The organism is Arhodomonas aquaeolei DSM 8974, from assembly GCF_000374645.1.
GTDB classification, from domain to species: domain Bacteria; phylum Pseudomonadota; class Gammaproteobacteria; order Nitrococcales; family Nitrococcaceae; genus Arhodomonas; species Arhodomonas aquaeolei.
Genome location: NZ_KB894817.1, coordinates 23,606 through 37,547 on the forward strand (window position 1 = coordinate 23,606; position 13,942 = coordinate 37,547).

General features: G+C 70.3%; 14 protein-coding genes. 4 read left to right on the top strand and 10 right to left on the bottom strand.

Features of this window, described 5'->3' with window-relative positions; all coding sequences use genetic code 11:
• Positions 1-169: 169 nt before the first annotated feature.
• Both C516_RS0115190 and C516_RS19750 read left to right on the top strand, forming a co-directional pair.
• Positions 170-1,828, top strand: coding sequence for an acyl-CoA dehydrogenase family protein (locus tag C516_RS0115190; protein WP_018719269.1), 1,659 nt, complete (start codon positions 170-172; stop codon positions 1,826-1,828).
• A 75-nt stretch (positions 1,829-1,903) separates the two neighbouring features.
• On the top strand, positions 1,904-2,791 hold the full coding sequence (locus C516_RS19750; RefSeq protein ID WP_425386809.1) for a DMT family transporter: 888 nt from the start codon (positions 1,904-1,906) through the stop codon (positions 2,789-2,791).
• Here C516_RS19750 and C516_RS0115200 read toward each other — a convergent pair.
• Both C516_RS0115200 and C516_RS0115205 read right to left on the bottom strand, forming a co-directional pair.
• On the bottom strand, positions 2,781-3,329 hold the full coding sequence (locus C516_RS0115200) for a DUF2058 domain-containing protein (RefSeq protein WP_018719271.1): 549 nt from the start codon (positions 3,327-3,329) through the stop codon (positions 2,781-2,783). The two genes, C516_RS19750 and C516_RS0115200, sit on opposite strands and share 11 nt — an antisense overlap.
• Positions 3,330-3,464: 135 nt before the next feature.
• Complete coding sequence (locus C516_RS0115205; protein ID WP_018719272.1) at positions 3,465-4,919, bottom strand: glyceraldehyde-3-phosphate dehydrogenase; 1,455 nt, start codon at positions 4,917-4,919, stop codon at positions 3,465-3,467.
• A gap of 305 nt (positions 4,920-5,224) precedes the next feature.
• On the opposite strand from C516_RS0115205, the gene rarD reads away from it, so the two are divergent.
• Entirely contained in the window at positions 5,225-6,151 is a 927-nt protein-coding gene (gene rarD / locus C516_RS0115210) for an EamA family transporter RarD (RefSeq protein ID WP_018719273.1), read from the top strand.
• Here the strand turns inward: rarD and C516_RS0115215 are convergent.
• The 8 genes from C516_RS0115215 to C516_RS0115250 all read right to left on the bottom strand — a co-directional run bounded on the left by C516_RS0115215 (position 6,124) and on the right by C516_RS0115250 (position 13,388).
• The gene (locus tag C516_RS0115215) at positions 6,124-7,377 is read right to left on the bottom strand and encodes an inorganic phosphate transporter (protein ID WP_018719274.1); all 1,254 of its coding nucleotides are present in this window, start codon (positions 7,375-7,377) and stop codon (positions 6,124-6,126) included. The genes rarD and C516_RS0115215 overlap by 28 nt on opposite strands.
• A gap of 44 nt (positions 7,378-7,421) precedes the next feature.
• Complete coding sequence (locus C516_RS0115220) at positions 7,422-8,099, bottom strand: TIGR00153 family protein (protein WP_018719275.1); 678 nt, start codon at positions 8,097-8,099, stop codon at positions 7,422-7,424.
• A gap of 102 nt (positions 8,100-8,201) precedes the next feature.
• Positions 8,202-8,831, bottom strand: a complete 630-nt coding sequence (locus C516_RS19755; RefSeq protein WP_018719276.1) for an invasion associated locus B family protein — start codon at positions 8,829-8,831, stop codon at positions 8,202-8,204.
• 75 nt (positions 8,832-8,906) lie between these two features.
• The gene (locus tag C516_RS0115230; protein WP_018719277.1) at positions 8,907-9,377 is read right to left on the bottom strand and encodes a hypothetical protein; all 471 of its coding nucleotides are present in this window, start codon (positions 9,375-9,377) and stop codon (positions 8,907-8,909) included.
• Positions 9,378-9,451: 74 nt separating this feature from the next.
• Entirely contained in the window at positions 9,452-10,933 is a 1,482-nt protein-coding gene (locus C516_RS0115235; RefSeq protein WP_018719278.1) for a protein adenylyltransferase SelO, read from the bottom strand.
• A 20-nt stretch (positions 10,934-10,953) separates the two neighbouring features.
• A complete protein-coding gene (locus C516_RS19760; RefSeq protein WP_018719279.1) occupies positions 10,954-11,586 on the bottom strand; it encodes an acyl carrier protein phosphodiesterase in 633 nt (210 codons plus the stop codon).
• Positions 11,583-12,011: an acyl-CoA thioesterase gene (locus tag C516_RS0115245; RefSeq protein WP_018719280.1), complete on the bottom strand. Its 429-nt coding sequence runs from the start codon at positions 12,009-12,011 to the stop codon at positions 11,583-11,585. The genes C516_RS19760 and C516_RS0115245 overlap by 4 nt, the downstream gene beginning before the upstream one ends.
• Positions 12,012-12,101: 90 nt before the next feature.
• A complete protein-coding gene (locus C516_RS0115250; protein ID WP_018719281.1) occupies positions 12,102-13,388 on the bottom strand; it encodes a DEAD/DEAH box helicase in 1,287 nt (428 codons plus the stop codon).
• A 156-nt stretch (positions 13,389-13,544) separates the two neighbouring features.
• Between C516_RS0115250 and grxD the strand changes: the two genes are divergently transcribed.
• A complete protein-coding gene (gene grxD / locus C516_RS0115255) occupies positions 13,545-13,871 on the top strand; it encodes a Grx4 family monothiol glutaredoxin (RefSeq protein ID WP_018719282.1) in 327 nt (108 codons plus the stop codon).
• Positions 13,872-13,942: the final 71 nt, after the last annotated feature.

Below are 13,942 nucleotides of genomic sequence, written 5' to 3' on the forward strand. Positions count from 1 at the left end.
CGGACTCCACGTCTCACAGTATGACGGGCGAGGACTATACCGACCAGACGGTATAGTTTCCACCCGGCCGGCGAATGCTACGCTGAATCAGCAGGTTGGTGGGGGCTGGCGGGCACGCTACCCCCGCGGACCGCACCGATATTCACGTCGCCGCGGCAGGAGGCCGGCCATGCGTTTCCATCGTCCCCGTACCCGGCTCGGCACCCATGAGGTCGACAACCAGCCCTTTCCCCCGGACGACTACGATGCCTGGGCCACGGACCGGCCCCTGCGCCAGCACGTCGCCCGCCTGGCACCGGAGTGGACGGCCTCCTCCCTCGCGGCGCTGGGCGAGGAGACCGGGCGCGGGTACTGGTTCGAGCAGGCCCGGCAGGCGGAGCGCCATCCACCGGAACTCGTTGCCTTCGATAACGGCGGCCGCCGGGTGGACGAGGTCCATTACCACCCCGCCTACCATGCCCTGATGGCCCTCGCCATCGGCCACGACCTGCACGGGGTGGCGTGGCGACGGAACGAGGAGGCGGGCGGTCACGTCGCTCACGTCGCCGGGCTGTACCTCTTCACCCAGCCGGAACAGGGCGTGTGCTGCCCGGTGACCATGACCCACGCCGCCGTGCCGGCGCTGCTCGCCGAGCCGGCGGTGGCCGAGGACTGGCTGCCGTGGCTGATGAGCACCCGCTACGATGCGCGCTCGCTGCCGGCCGGGGAGAAGGCGGGGGCGACCTTCGGCATGGCGATGACCGAGAAGCAGGGTGGCTCGGACGTACGCGCCAACACCACCCGCGCCGTCGCCACCGGCGGCGACGGTGAGTACGCGCTCACCGGTCACAAGTGGTTCTGTTCCGCGCCGATGTCCGACGCCTTCCTCACGCTGGCCCAGGCCGACGAGGGGCTGACCTGCTTTCTCGTGCCCCGCTGGCGGCCGGACGGAGGGCGTAACGGCATCCGGCTGCAGCGGCTCAAGGACAAGTGCGGCAACCGCAGCAACGCCTCCGCGGAGATCGAGTACGAGGACGCCTGGGCCCGCCGGGTCGGTCCGCCGGGCCGGGGCGTGCGCACCATCATCGAGATGGTGCAGCAGACCCGCCTCGATGCGGCGACCGCGCCGGTCGGCATGATGCGCCAGGCGCTGATCCAGGCGTGGCACTTCTGCCGCGCCCGGCGTGCCTTCGGCGCGACCCTCGCCGAGCAGCCGCTGATGCGCGAGGTCCTCGCCGACCTGGCCCTGGAGGTGGAGGCGGGGCTGGCGCTGGTCCTGCGCCTGGCCGCGGCGTTCGAGGCCCCGGCCGAGGCGGCCGGCGAGCGCCGGCTCGCGCGCCTGGGCACGGCGGCGGCGAAGTACTGGACCAACAAACGGGCGCCGGCGGTGATCGCCGAGGCCATGGAGTGTCTCGGCGGCAACGGTTACGTGGAGACCGGGCCGCTGGCGCGGCTCTACCGCGAGGCGCCGGTGAACGGCATCTGGGAGGGGGCCGGCAACGTGATCTGCCTCGACGTCCGCCGGGCGCTGGTGGACGACCCGGAGGCGGAGACGGCGCTGCTCGCCGAGGTGGCGCCGGCGCGGGGGGCCGACACGCGCCTGGACGCCGCGATCGAGGCGCTGCCCGCCGAGTTCGCCGCGGTGCGCGAGGACCCGGCGGCGGCCCGCCGGGCCACGGGGGCGCTGGCCCTGGCCCTGCAGGCGAGCCTGCTCGTGCGTCACGCCCCGGCGCCGGTGGCGGAGGCCTTCTGCGCCACCCGGCTCGGCGGCGGTGGCGGCTACACCCTGGGCTGCCTGCCCGCGGGGGTGGATCGCGACGCCATCCTGGAGCGGGTCTGGCCGGAGTGACGCCACGCGGCGCGTTACCGCCATCCGTGCCCGGTGGGCTATCCTTGCCGCTTTCTTTCGCCGGGATCGGGAGAGGTGGATTTGGAGAACGCAACCACGGTACACCGCCGGGGCATGCTGATCGCCGCGGCGGGCGCGCTGGTGCTGAGCTTCGATGCGGTGCTGGTCCGCCTGGCCGCGACGGACGGCTGGAACGTGGCGTTCTGGCGCGGCTGGGGCATCGCCGCGTCGATGGGGCTGCTCGCGCTGCTCCACCGTGAGCCCTGGCGCCCGGCCAATCGCCGCGAGGTGTTCGCGGCGCTGGCGGCGGCGGGGCTGTATGGCCTGAACACCGCGCTGTTCGTGCTCTCCGTCTCCCTGACCCGGGCGGCGAATACCGTGGTGATCCTGAGCTGCGCGCCGTTCTTCGCGGCGCTGTTCTCCTGGCTGTTCCTCGGCGAGCGCGTGCGCCCGCGGACCCTGGCGGCCATCGTCGTGAGCATCGCCGGTGTGGCGATCGTGTTCGCCGGCTCCGTCGGCGGCGGGACGCTGCTCGGCGACGCCCTGGCGATCGTCCTGTGTGTCTCGCTGGGCGGGGCGTTCACGGTGCTGCGTCGTTTCCCGTCGATTCCGCGTATCCCGCTGACCTGCGGTTCGGGCATGGTGGCGGGGGTGATGGCGTGGCCGTTCGCCGAGCCGCTGACGCTGTCGGCCGTGAGCTACGGCTGGCTGGCGCTCATGGGGCTGGCGCAGATGCCGCTGGCCTCGGTGCTGCTGATGACCTCCACGCGCTACCTGCCCTCGCCGGAGGTGAGCCTGTTCCTGCTCATCGAGACCGTGCTGGCCCCGGTGTGGGTATGGGGCGCGGTGGGCGAGGAACCCCCGCCGCTGACCCTGGTGGGCGCCGTGCTGGTGCTCGGCGCCATCGCGGTGCACTCGTGGCTGTCGCTGCGCCGGGTGGCGCCGCTGCGCGCTACCACATGAGGTCGTCCGGGATCGGGTGCTCCTCGTAGGCGGGATCGTCCGCGCCCTCGGCCGGGCCGCCACGGAAGGCGATGAGGAACGCCGCCATGGGCTCGATCCGGTCGGCCACCTCGGCGGGGATCAGCCGGTAGTGGCCGCGGGTGCGCGCGATCGCCAGCTCGCCCCGGGCGAGCTGTGCCTGCTGGGTGCCGGTGACGTACAGCCGCTTGATGCGCTCGCCGTGGGTGAAGTGGAAGGCCACGTCGGCATCGCGCTCGCTGCGGCGGATCTCCGAGTCGATCACCATCTTGCGCGCGGCCTTCTCGTCCGCCTGGCGCTTGCGCTCGGCCTCGCGCTCGCGGTTGAGGTCGCGGTCACGGGCGCGCTTGGCCTGGTCGTAGAGCTCGGCATGGGAGGCCGCGTCGCTCTTCGACGCCTGACGCTGGGATTTCTTTTTCTTGGGGCCCTTCTTGCGCCGCTTCTGGGACTCGACCCGCTGGACGTCCTCTTCCGAGGCGAGCCCGGATTTCAGCATCTGCTCGCGCAGGGAGTTGCTCATGGCGAGACTCTTTCGTTCCGGTGACCGTGATGCCGACAGGTTACTAAGCCGGCGATCGGTGACGCCAGCCTTCGGTGTGCCGACGGGCGGCGGAGGCCGTGTGGGGCGGCGCGCCGTCGCGCCGCCCGCACACCGTCAGCTCCGCGGCAGGCGCGGGAAGTGCAGGCCCGCCATCTCCTGGGCGATGCGCATGACCTGGCAGCTGTAGCCCATCTCGTTGTCGTACCAGACGTAGACCACACAGTGGCGGTCCCCGGCGATCAGCGAGGTGGCGTCGATGACGCCGGCGTGGCGGGAGCCGACCAGATCGGTGGAGACGGCCTCGGTGGAGGCGGTGTAGTCGATCTGCTCGGCGACGTCCGAGTACAGCGCGGCGTCGCGGAGGAACTCGCGCAGGCCCTCCTCGTCCACGGAATCATTGAGGGTGAGGTTGATCACCGCCAGCGAGACGTTGGGGGTGGGCACACGGATGGCGTTGCCGGTGAGCTTGCCGGAGAGCTCGGGGAGGGCCTTGGCCACCGCCTTGGCCGCGCCGGTCTCGGTGAGCACCATGTTCAGCGGTGCGCTGCGCCCGCGGCGTGAGCCCTTGTGGTAGTTGTCGGTGAGGTTCTGGTCGTTGGTGTAGGCGTGCACCGTCTCGACGTGGCCGTGCTCGATGCCGTAGCGCTCGTTGAGCACCTTGAGCACCGGGGTGATCGCGTTGGTGGTGCAGCTCGCCGCCGAGAGGATGCGGTCCTCGGGGGTCATGTCCCGGTGGTTCACGCCGAAGACGATGTTCTTGAGCTCGCCCTTGCCCGGGGCGGTCAGGAGCACGCGGCCGGCGCCCGTGGCCTCGAGGTGGCGGGAGAGGCCGGCCTCGTCGCGCCACTTGCCGGTGTTGTCGAGGATCAGCGCGTCCTTGATGCCGTACTCGGTGTAGTCGATCTCCGCCGGGTCGCTGGCGTAGATGACCTTGATGTAGTTGCCGTTCGCGACGATGGCGTTCTCTTCCGGCACGGTGAAGATCGATCCGTTGAAGGGGCCGTGCACGGAGTCGCGGCGCAGGAGGCTGGCGCGCTTGTCGAGGTCGTCGTCGTTGCTGTTGGGGCGCACGACGACGGCGCGCAGGCGCATCTTGTTGCCGGCGCCGGTCTTCTCGATGAGCAGCCGGGCGAGCAGGCGTCCGATGCGGCCGAAACCGTAGAGCACGACGTCCTGGGGTTCGTTGAGCAGCGGGCCCTCGCGGTCGACGATGTCGGCGAGCTCCTCGCGCAGCCAGTCGGTAAGCGCCGGACGGGGCTCCTCGAGGCGGCCGTAGGCGACGGCGAGGCGGCCCAGGTCCAGTCGTGCCGGGGCCAGGCGCAGGGCGGTCAGCGCCTCCAGTACGGCGAAGCTGTCGCGGATGTCCAGCGCTTCGCCTTCGTACTGCTTGACGAAGCGGTGCGCCTTGAGGATGTCGACGGTGTTGACGTTGTTGAGCGGGCGGCCGTAGATGCGCAGGACCAGACCGCGATCGCGGTAGAGGCGGCCGATCATCGGCAGCATCTGCTCGGCGAGCTCCTGGGCCTGTTTCCACTGCTGGAGGTAGAGGTCGCGCTCGGTAATCGACATGGATCGTTCCCCTGGGTTGACTGGTGCATCCGCGGCGGCCGCAGTCCATCGACCCCGCCCGGGCATGGTCGCCCAACCGCCTGATCGGCGCGGCGAATCCTACGATAAATCGAGGCGTTTGTCCCGCCCTCCCGGGGGACGATCCGACGACGGGGCCCGGGCGGGCCGGGGTGCGGGTGAGGAGCGCGGGCAGGGTCGCAAAACGTTCGCCCGGCAATTATCCTGACCGCTTCATGTCCAGGGGGCGTGCCGGTGCCTGCCATACCGGTGCGGGCAGCCACCCCATCCATTCGAGGAATCGCGACGTGTCCGATACCCACCCGTCGGCCGGCGGCGTCGCAGCGGCACTGGGGGCGTTCGGCTTCTGGGGCGTGCTGCCGCTGTACTTCCATCTCATCGGGCCCGGTGTCCTGCCCTGGGAGATCCTGGTCCAGCGCGTGATCTGGGCGGCGGTGCTGCTCGCGGTCGTGCTCGCCATGGCGGGGCGCTGGGGCCGGGTGTGGGCGGTCTTCGCGCAGCCGCACCTGCGGCGGCCGCTGATGGCGAGCACGGTGCTCATCGTCGCCAACTGGGGGGTGTTCATCTGGGCCGTCACCAACGGCCACGTGCTCGAGAGCAGCCTGGGCTATTACATCAATCCGCTGCTCAATGTCTTCCTCGGTTTCGCGTTCCTCGGTGAGCGGCTGCGGCGCTGGCAGATGCTGGCGGTCGGTGTGGCCGCGGCGGGCGTGATCCTGCGCGTGATCGCCTTCGGCTCGGTGCCCTGGATCGCGCTGGTGCTCGCCGGCTGCTTCGGCGGTTACGGGCTGATCCGCAAGCAGCTCGCCGTCGACAGTGCCACGGGCCTGTTCCTGGAGACGCTGATGGCCCTGCCCGCGGCGTTGATCGGTCTGGCCTGGATGTATGCCGAAGGACGCGCGCAGCTGTTCATCGCCTCGCCCGTCATCGACGTATTGCTGATCGGGGCCGGCGCGGCGACGGTGGTGCCGCTGGTGCTGTTCACGGCGGCGGCGCAGCGCCTCCGGCTGGCGACGCTGGGGCTGTTCCAGTACATCACGCCGACCATGCACCTGCTTACCGGCGTGCTCGTACTCGGCGAGCCTTTCACCGGGGCCGACGGCGTCACCTTCGCCGCAATCTGGACGGGTCTGGCGGTCTACACTGCCGATACCTGGTCCGCCCAGCGCGCCGCCCGGCGGCGGCTTCAGCCGAGCAGCGCCTCGAGCAGGTAGAAGAACATCACCGAGAGGATCGCGCCGGCGGGCAGGGTGACGATCCAGGACATGAAGATGTGGCCGATCATGCGCAGGTTGAGCGCGGCCATGCCCCGGGCGAGGCCCACGCCGAGTACGCCGCCCACCAGCGTGTGGGTCGTCGAGATCGGCAGTCCGGTGCCGGAGGCGAGGACCACGGTGGTCGCCGCGGCGATGGTGGCGGCGAAGCCGCGGCTCGGCGACAGCGAGGTGATGCCCTGGCCGACGGTCTGGATCACGCGCTGGCCATAGGTGATCAGGCCGATCACGATGCCGCCCCCGCCGAGCAGCAGGATCCACACGTTGAGGCTGGCCTTGGCGCCGACCTCACCGCTGTTGGTGACGATGCTCACCACCGCCGCCACCGGTCCCACGGCGTTGGCGACGTCGTTGGAGCCGTGGGCGAAGGCCATGGCGCAGGCGGTGATCACCATGAGCACGCCGAAGATCCGCTCGACGTTGGTGTAGTGAAAGTCGAGGTCCGCGTCCGGATCGATGTCCAGACGACGGATACCGGCAATGCCCACGAGCGTGACGACGATGCCGGCGGCGGCCGCGATCAGCACCGCGAGTGTCGGCGGGAAGGTGACCCCCACGTGCTTGAGGCCCTTGGTGATGGTCACCAGTGCGACCACGAAGCCCACGCCGAACATGTACACCGGTACGTAGCGCCGGGCGTTCGCGAGCGGCGTGTGCGAGTCGAGTATCAGCCGTTGCACGGACAGGAACAGCAGGAACGCGATGGTGCCTGACAGCAGTGGCGAGACCACCCAGCTCGCCGCGATGGACACGATTTTGCCCCACTGCACGGCGTCCGGGCCGACGCCCACCGCGGCGAAGCCCACCACCGCGCCGACGATGGAGTGGGTCGTGGACACGGGCCAGCCGAAGTACGAGGCCACCAGCAGCCATACCGCCGCGGCGAGCAGGGCGGCGAGCATCCCGAAGACCAGGAGCTGGGGGTGATCGGCGAACACCGCCGGATTGACGATGCCCTTGCGCACCGTGTCAGTCACCGAGCCGCCGGCGAGCAGCGCGCCGGCGAACTCGAACACGGCGGCGATGACCACCGCCTGGCCGATGGTCATCGCGCGCGACCCGACCGATGTGCCCATGGCGTTGGCGACGTCGTTGGCGCCGATGCCCCACGCCATGAACAGTCCGAACACGGCCGCCAGCACGAGCAGTGTGATACCGAATTCCATTGGGCCCCCGGGGATGGAAAGAGAAAACGGGTAGTTGGTTTCTTCTATCGAGCGAGCATGAGCTGCAGCCGGCTGCCGACCCGCTGGGAGCGGTCGGCGAGGCTGCCGATCCAGTCGATGATCCGGTAGATGAACATCACGTGGACCGGCGGCAGCTCGTCCTCCAGGGCGAACACGGCGCGCCGCGTGGTCACCTGGAGGCGGTCGGTGTCGCTCTCGATGCGGTCGAGCTCGGTGAGCATGCCGTTGACGATGTCCACCTCGTGGCCGCGGAAGCCGGTCTCGAAGAGGTCGTCGAGCTCGTCGATGGCCTTGCGGGCCTGGCGGGTGGCGTCCACGGAGCGCTGCAGGAAGGCCTCCATGGGCTCGGCGACGGATTCGGGGAAGGTCATGCGCCGGCCGAGGATCAGCCCGGCGATGTCCTTGGCGCGGTTGGCGACCTTGTCCTGCATGGCCAGGACCTCGAGGAGGTCGCGGCGGGCGACGGGTAGCATCAGGCCCTTGGGCAGCTGCAGGCGCAGCTCGTGCTTGAGGCGGTCCGCATCGCTCTCGATACGGCCGATGCGCTGCTGATGGGCCTCGGCGGTCGCCCAGTCCCCGGCCCGGACCGCGGCGAGGAACGGTGGGAGCTCCTCGACACAGGCGCTGACCTCCGCCATGTGTCGCTGCAGGGGGCTCACGGGGGATTTGCCGAAGAGCTGCGAGAAGAAGTTCGGCGCCATGTGCGTTCCCATCCCGGCTTGTTCAGGGGAGGGTATGGTAACGCCGGTGCCATCGATTTGTAACATTCGCGGCCCGGCCGGCGGCCGGGCCGCGGGGCGGGCTCAGGGGCTGATGCGGTCGAGCGCCGCCGTGAAGCCCATCAGCGAGAGCGGCAGGTTGACCGTCTTGCCGTTGGGTACGCGGATACTGACCTGGGCCTTGGTGCCGCCCTTGAGCTTGGCGAGGAGCTCATCCTTGAGTGGCAGGTCCGCCCGGCAGCCCGCCTGGAAGCAGATCTGTACGGGGAAGCGGATCGGCTCGCCGCCGTCGATGCTCATCTGCACGCCCGGGGGCAGGTGGATGCCCAGGGGCAGCTGGAAGACCGCCACGGGGCCGTCGACCTGCTCCTGGGGTGGATAGGCCACCGCCACCCGCATGACGAGCTTGTCGTTGTCGCTGCGGGTCACGCCCTGGAACATCTCGCAGCCGTTGCGCGGGCCGTTGTCCCCGAGTCCGCAGCGCACGCCCCAGTCCTCGAAGCGCTCGACGTTCTCCGAGTCGCCCTGCTGGCCCTGCGGCTGGCCCTGGGTGGTCTGCTGCGCGGTCTGGCCGCCGTTCTCGGCGGGTTTGAGGAAGTCGCTCTCGCCGCCGCGGCCGCCGTTGTCCAGCAGTCCGCCGCTCCCGCTCTGGGCCTGGGCCGCGCCGACCACGAGGATCAGTGCCAGGCCGATGCATCGTTTGAGATAGCGCATGGTGCTCCGTTCGCTAGCTGAAGGTGATCGGTGGCCCTCCAGTGTAGGGCCTGCACTCCGGCCTGGCGAGGCCGGTCACTCCCGGGACATGTCGGGCTTGGGGGTTTCCTTCTCGGTCGCCTGGAAGTGCTCGCGCAGCTGGCGGTAGCTGTCTACGAAGCCCGTCTTCACGTCGTCCCAGGTCTCCGCCGAGCTTTCGCCCAGGCGGTCGAACGCGCGGCCGAGGTCCTCGCGCTCGTCCTCCAGGGCGCGCAGGCTTGCCTGCGTCTTCTCCCGTGTCGCCTCGCTCATCTCGGACCACTGCTCGTCGGCGCGCTCGCGCAGGTTCGCAATGCGTTTGTCCAGCGCGTCCATGAGCTCATGGGCCTTGGTCACCGCCTGGTCGCGCTTTTCCGCGGAGTAGCGCTGCAGCGCCTCCAGGTTGGATTCGCCGCCCTGCTCCATGGTGGTCTCCGCACCGTTGCCGGCGGCGCTGCCCTCCGCTGCGGCCAGCGGCGCGGACAGGATCAGTCCGGTGAGCAGGCAGGTGAACAGCACGTATCGCATGGTCACTCTCTCTTGGCGTTGGGCGATGTCTTCAGCGTTGGGGGCGGGCGGCGCGAATGCAAGCCGCCCGCGGCTCACGAGGAGCACGAGAGCACGATGCCCCGTCCCCAGTCCGGCGGCGGCGCCGCGTATTCCGCGTATCCCGGTTGGTCGTCGAACGGCCGGCGCAGGCAGTCGAGCAGGCGCTGCGTCTCGCCCATGTCGCCGTCCTCCGCGCGGTCGATGGCCTGCTGGGCCATCCAGCTGCGCAGCACGTAGCGCGGGTTGACGCCGTGCATCGCCTGGCGGCGCGCGGCGTCGTTGCGCCCCTCCGTTGCCAGCCGGCGACGCCAGCGCCCGAGCCATTCCGCTGCGGCGTCGCGGTCGGCGAACTCGTCCAGGAAGTCCTCGTCCCCGCCGTCGGTGGCCGAGTGGAGTTCGCCGAGGGCGCGGAAGGTGCGGGTGAAATCGGCACCGCCGTCGGCCATGCGGGCGAGCAGGTCGCCGATCAGCCGCTCGTCGCCGGCCTGTGGCTCGGCGATGCCGAGCTTGTCGGTAAAGGCCTCGAGCCAGGCCGCGTCGAAGGCGCCCTCGTAGCCCGCGACGATGTCCCGGCCGATCTCCACCGCCGCCTCCGGCGTGTCCGCGAGCAGCGGCAGGCAGGCCTGCACCAGCTGGGTGACGTTCCACTCGCCGATGGCAGGCTGCATGCGGTAGCTGTAGCGCCCGCCCATGTCGGTGTGGTTCGGGGTGAAGGTGTCGCTGAACGCATCCATGAACGCGAACGGCCCGTAATCGATGGTCTCGCCGAGCACGGACATGTTGTCGGTGTTCATCACCCCGTGGACGAAGCCCACCGCCTGCCAGCGGGCGATCAGTGACGCCGTCGCGCGGACGACCCGCTCCAGCCAGAGGCGGTACCGGGCGGTGTGGCCGACGAGGTCCGGGTGGGCGTCGGCGATGACGTGATCGGCCAGGACGGGCAGGGCGTCGAAGCGTTCGCGGTAGTAGAAATACTCGAAGTGTCCGAAGCGCACGTGCCCGCGGGAGACGCGCAGCATCGCCGCGCCGGGCTCGACGCGTTCGCGCTGCACGGCGAGCGACGTGCCCACCAGCGCCAGCGCCCGGGTGGTGGGGATGCCCAGGTGATGCAGCGCCTCGCTGGCGAGGAACTCCCGCAGGCATGAGCGCAGCACCGCGCGTCCGTCGGCGCCGCGGGAGTAGGGGGTGGGACCGGCACCCTTGAGGTGGAGGTCGTAGAGTTGGCCGTCGTTGCCACGGGCCTGGCCGAGCAGCACGGCGCGGCCGTCACCGAGGCGGGGTACGTACTGCCCGAATTGGTGGCCGGCGTAGACCATGGCCAGGGGGGCTCCGCCGGGCAGGGGGACGTTGCCCGCGAGGATGTCGGCGTCCGCGGCCACGGCGCCGGGGTCGAGGCCGAGCAGCGCCGCCGTCTCCGGGCTCACGGCCAGTACCCGTGGCTCCGGCAGTCCGCCGGGTGCCAGGCGGGTGTGGAATTCGCCCGGCAGGCGGGCGAACCGGTTGTCCAGGCGTAGCGATGCCAGGCCTGCGGTCATGGTGGCTCCCGTGCTCGATGTTATCGGGTGAGGTCGCTCTCCACTGGTTGACCGTCCTGAACCCCGCCGGGTTTCCCGGCGTCGCGGACGAAATCCACCAGCGCCGGGAAGAACGCGTGGAAATCCGCCTCCAGCGCCGGATACAGGGCGGTCAGGGTGGGGCCGGCGCCGCGCAGCATTTCCCGGCGCCGGGACAGCCGTGCGGCCATGCGCTCCAGTGCAGCCACGGTGCTGTCGAAGTCCGCGTAGGCGGCGAGCCAGTCGTCGTCGCGCATCCGCGGCAGGATTGCGGCGAGGCGTGGCGGGAGGTGCCGGCCCTGGCGTTCCAGTGCGGTGTACGCGCCGCGGGTGAAGGTGGGCAGCGCCGTGGGGTGGTGGCTGGCCCAGTCCCGGGCGAGGAAGTGATCGAAGGCCATGTCCAGGATGATTCCGGCGGCCCGGCGATGGGGCGGCGGGAAGCGCCGCCGGGCGTCGCGCACGACCGGGTGCCGGTCGGTGAAGACGTCCACACGGCGGTGCAGCCGGATACCGGCACGCACGGCGTCCGGCAGTGCCGGGTCCGGCGTGCCGCGCACGAAATCGCCCATGAGGTTGCCCGCCAGGAATGCCGGATCGTCGTCGCCGGCGAGATAGGCGTGGGCGAGGAAGTTCACGAGCCCGGCAGCAGCGCCCGGACGTCTGCAGGTACGGCGACCGCGCGCCCCGCGTGGTGGTCCACCCACACCACCCGGGCTGAGCCGGTGGCGTAGACGACCCCGCCGTCGCCGGCGTCGCGGATCTCGTAGCGGGTGTCGAAGCTGCTGCGCCGGGGGGTGTCGCCGAACATGCGCACGTTGAGCGTGGCGGGGTAGACGATGGCGCGGCGGAACTCGCAGAAGGCGTTGACCACCACCGGCCCCAGTGCGGTGCCGCCGCCGACGCTCTCGCCGACGCCGATCTGCTGCAGCCACTCGATGCGGACCTGCTCGAAGTAGCGGAAGTAGATGGTGTTGTTCACGTGGCCGAGGGCGTCCATGTCGCCCCAGCGCACGGGGATTTCGGCCTCGGCCAGCAGGGTGGTGTCGGTGTTCTGGTTCACGCCGCCTCCGGTGTCTGCCTGGATCGGCCGCGCGCCGCGCGCGGCCCGTCGAAGGGGCATTGTAGCGCGCCGGCGCGGGCGCCGGCGCCGTCAGCGTCGGCGCGAGCCGCCGCCACCACCGCCACCGCTATCGCCGCGGCGGTTGTTGCGCTGCGGAGGGCGGCCGTTGCCGCGGCGCGGCGAGCTCACCCGCTTGGGCGGCTTGATGTCCTCGACGATGAGCTCCGGCGGGGCGAGCTCGGAGGGGATCTTCTGGTCGATGTAGGCCTCGATATCCGGCAGCGAGTAGACGTAGCTCTCGCAGGCGAAGCTGATCGCGTCGCCGCGCTCACCGGCCCGGGCCGTGCGCCCGATACGGTGGACGTAGTCCTCGGCGTCCTGCGGCAGGTCGTAGTTGACGACGTGGGAGACGCCGGGGATGTGCAGGCCGCGCGCGGCCACGTCTGTGGCGACCAGCACCGGCAGCTCGCCCTTCTGGAACTCGCCGAGCAGCTGCTCGCGCTTGTTCTGGGGGATGTCGCCGGAGAGCACCGCGGTCTTGATGTCGTTGCCCAGCAGGTAGCCGGTGACCTGCTCGGCGGCCCGCTTGGTGTTGACGAACACCATCGTGCGGGTGACGTCCTGGTGGCGCAGCACGCCGAGCAGCAGGCCGATCTTCTGGTTGTTCTCGACGTGGTAGAGCTTCTGGTTGACCTTCTCGGCGGTGATCTGCTCGGGCTCGATCTCCACCGTCTCCGGGTCGTTCATGTGCTCCCAGGCGAGCTCCTTGACGCGCTCGGACAGCGTCGCCGAGAAGAGCATGTTGATGCGCTTGTTCGGCGGGGGCATGCGCCGCAGGAGGTAGCGGATGTCCGAGATGAAGCCCATGTCGAACATGCGGTCCGCCTCGTCGAGGACGGCGACCTCCACGTTGTCCAGGGTGAACACCCGCTGCTTGTAGAAGTCGATGATCCGCCCGGGGGTGCCGATGAGCACGTCCACGCCGCCCTCGAGCTGGCGGCGCTGCTTGTCGTAGCCCGTGCCGCCGTAGATACAGGCGAACTCCATGCCCGTGAAGTAGCCGAGCTTCTCCGCGTCCCGGTGGATCTGCAGTGCGAGCTCGCGCGTCGGCGCGAGGATCGCCGCCCACGGCCCGGATTTGCCCTCGGCCACCGGTGTGGTCATGAGGTAGTGCATGGTCGCCAGCAGGAAGGCCGCGGACTTGCCGGTGCCGGTCTGTGCCTGGCCCGCGACGTCCTTGCCCGCGAGCGCCAGCGGCAGCGTGGCCTCCTGGATGGGCATGCAGCGCGTGAACCCCGCCTCGTCCAGGCCGGTCAGCAGCGATTCGTGGAGTCCCAGGGACTTGAAAGTGGTCTGAGTCAGATGGTCTTTGTCCATGGCGCGGCAGGATAACGGATTTCTCGCCGGTAGGGGAGGCCGCGTTACTAAAACCGCGTTTGGGGTCAGTGTATTGGCCGGGGCAATAGCGGTAGAATGCGCGCTACATTCACGGGCGGCCCACCCCCCGGCGCCCGGACAGACGAGGGAGTAGGCATGAGCGACATCCAGGACACCATCCGTCAGCAGGTGCAGGACAACCCGATCATCCTGTACATGAAGGGCACCCCGCAGTTCCCGCAGTGCGGCTTCTCCATGCGCGCGTCCCAGGCGCTCGCCGGCTGCGGTCAGGAGTTCGCCTACGTCAACGTGCTCGAGGACGAGGCGGTCCGTCAGGGCATCAAGGAGTTCGGTGACTGGCCGACCATCCCCCAGCTCTACGTCAACGGCGAGCTCGTCGGCGGCTGCGACATCATCCTCGAGATGTACGAGTCCGGCGAGCTGCAGAAGACGGTCGAGTCGGCCACCGCCAAGGAGGCGTAACCGCGCCAGCGCCCATCCCGCGGGCGCCGCCGGTAGAGGCGGCGCCCGTTCACGGGGTGTCCACGGCAATC

Excerpts from the sequence above, each read along its gene's own strand:
- C516_RS0115215 (WP_018719274.1), bottom strand. The coding sequence starts at position 7,377 with ATGGAATTCGGTATCACACTGCTCGTGCTGGCGGCCGTGTTCGGACTG.
- C516_RS19755 (WP_018719276.1), bottom strand. The coding sequence starts at position 8,831 with ATGCGCTATCTCAAACGATGCATCGGCCTGGCACTGATCCTCGTGGTC.
- C516_RS0115250 (WP_018719281.1), bottom strand. The coding sequence starts at position 13,388 with ATGGACAAAGACCATCTGACTCAGACCACTTTCAAGTCCCTGGGACTC.
- C516_RS0115235 (WP_018719278.1), bottom strand. The coding sequence starts at position 10,933 with ATGACCGCAGGCCTGGCATCGCTACGCCTGGACAACCGGTTCGCCCGC.
- C516_RS0115230 (WP_018719277.1), bottom strand. The coding sequence starts at position 9,377 with ATGCGATACGTGCTGTTCACCTGCCTGCTCACCGGACTGATCCTGTCC.
- grxD (WP_018719282.1), top strand. The coding sequence starts at position 13,545 with ATGAGCGACATCCAGGACACCATCCGTCAGCAGGTGCAGGACAACCCG.
- C516_RS0115205 (WP_018719272.1), bottom strand. The coding sequence starts at position 4,919 with ATGTCGATTACCGAGCGCGACCTCTACCTCCAGCAGTGGAAACAGGCC.
- C516_RS0115190 (WP_018719269.1), top strand. The coding sequence starts at position 170 with ATGCGTTTCCATCGTCCCCGTACCCGGCTCGGCACCCATGAGGTCGAC.
- C516_RS0115200 (WP_018719271.1), bottom strand. The coding sequence starts at position 3,329 with ATGAGCAACTCCCTGCGCGAGCAGATGCTGAAATCCGGGCTCGCCTCG.
- C516_RS0115220 (WP_018719275.1), bottom strand. The coding sequence starts at position 8,099 with ATGGCGCCGAACTTCTTCTCGCAGCTCTTCGGCAAATCCCCCGTGAGC.